Here is a 1,637-nt window from a genome sequence, read left to right as displayed (position 1 = left end):
CCCTCCGTGTCAGGCTATCTGTCGCCTCTATTGATTGACTCACTCAAGAGGGCGAAGGTGTATCGCAATGCCTAAGACTTACTCCAACAGCTTCAAAGACTCAGCCATAAAGCAAATGATGCCGCCCCTTAACCGCTCTGTGGCAGAACTTGCCGTAGCGCTGAATGTCACGCCACAGTCACTGCGTAACTGGAGACAAATGGCTAGAGATAAAGGTTTGATTGTGCCTGGAAATGGCAAGTCCTCTGATCAGTGGTCCAGCTCCGACAAATTCAATGCAGTCATGGAAACCGCGCCGTTGAGCGAGGTGGAGATTTCTCAATATTGCCGTATCAAGGGAATTTACCCCGAGCAAATCCAAGAGTGGCGGCAGGCCTGTCAGAACGCTAACCCTGTTATTGAACTGAAACCCAGCGCAGAAAAAACAGCCGAACTACGCCGAATCAAGGAACTGGAGCGACTATTAATAAAATCGGACGCTGGACGTGCTGAAGCGGAGGCTTTACTGGAACTCAGAAAAAAAGCCAATGCGATCTGGGGCAAGGACAAGGAAGGCTGATCAGTGCCTCTGATCGCGAGCAAGCCATGAAGCTAATCGCATGCGCAGTGTTAGACGGAGCTCGTCGATATCGAGCGTGCAACGAGCTTGGGCTTAGCCTGCGCACCGTTCAGCGTTGGCGACACGTGGGGTGTGACAGGCGCCAGATAGCTCAGCGCGAAGCACCGGCAAACAAGCTTAGCGATTCAGAGCGCGAGGCGGTGCTGCATGCTGCTAACCAGCCCGGATTCGCTAGTCTGACGCCGCACCAAATTGTTCCGAAGTTGGCGGATGAGGGAATCTATCTCGCTTCAGAATCGACGTTTTATCGCGTGCTGAAAGCAGCTAATCAACAGGTACGGCGTGGCCGTGCAAAGGCTCCGAAGCGAAGAATACTGACGACGCATCGTGCGGATGGCCCTAACCAGGTTTGGTGTTGGGACATTACCTGGCTGCCGAGCACGGTTAAGGGCCGTTTTTTCTACTGGTACATGGTCAAGGATATTTACAGCCGCAAGCTGGTTGCTAATGAAGTCCATGAACTGGAAAGCGGTGAGCATGCGTGCAGACTGCTCGAAAAAGGGTGCTTGCGCGAATGCACAGCAGGCCGCCCATTGGTCCTGCACTCGGACAATGGACATATCATGCGAGGCGCTTTGCTGCGTGAAAGTATGGTTGCGCTGGGCGTTGAGCCTTCTTTTAGCCGCCCACGTGTCAGTAACGACAACGCTTACGCCGAGGCCCTGTTCCGAACGGCTAAATACTGTCCACTCTGGCCTGAGCAGCCGTTTGATACTGTTACTGAAGCAAGACTGTGGGTTCAGAAGTTTATCGATTGGTACAACGAGGAACATCGCCATAGCGCTTTGAAGTACGTGACGCCAAACGAACGTCACGAAGGTAAGGCCACTGCGTTACTGGTCGCCAGAACAGCTCTTTATAAAAGTGCACGAGAAGCTAATCCCGGTCGCTGGAGCAACAGAACACGCAACTGGAAACTGGCAGATACGGTGTATTTGAATCCCGAGCGCGCTGGTGCATAAGCCGTAATCGGTAGTCGCAAGAAGTACCAAGGCGACAGGTACCTTGACACGTACCG

General features: G+C 53.1%; 1 protein-coding gene. It reads left to right on the top strand.

What is annotated here, in order from left to right:
* Nucleotides 1–67: 67 nt before the first annotated feature.
* A protein-coding gene (locus tag ACZRMH_RS25735; protein ID WP_464015806.1) for an IS3 family transposase occupies nt 68–1,581 on the top strand; the annotation gives its coding sequence in 2 pieces (ribosomal slippage) (nt 68–533 and nt 533–1,581; 1,515 coding nt in all).
* Nucleotides 1,582–1,637 lie beyond the last annotated feature (56 nt).

Source organism: Pseudomonas sp. B414 (genome assembly GCF_055408445.1).
This window is presented reverse-complemented; position numbering and strand designations above follow the sequence as displayed.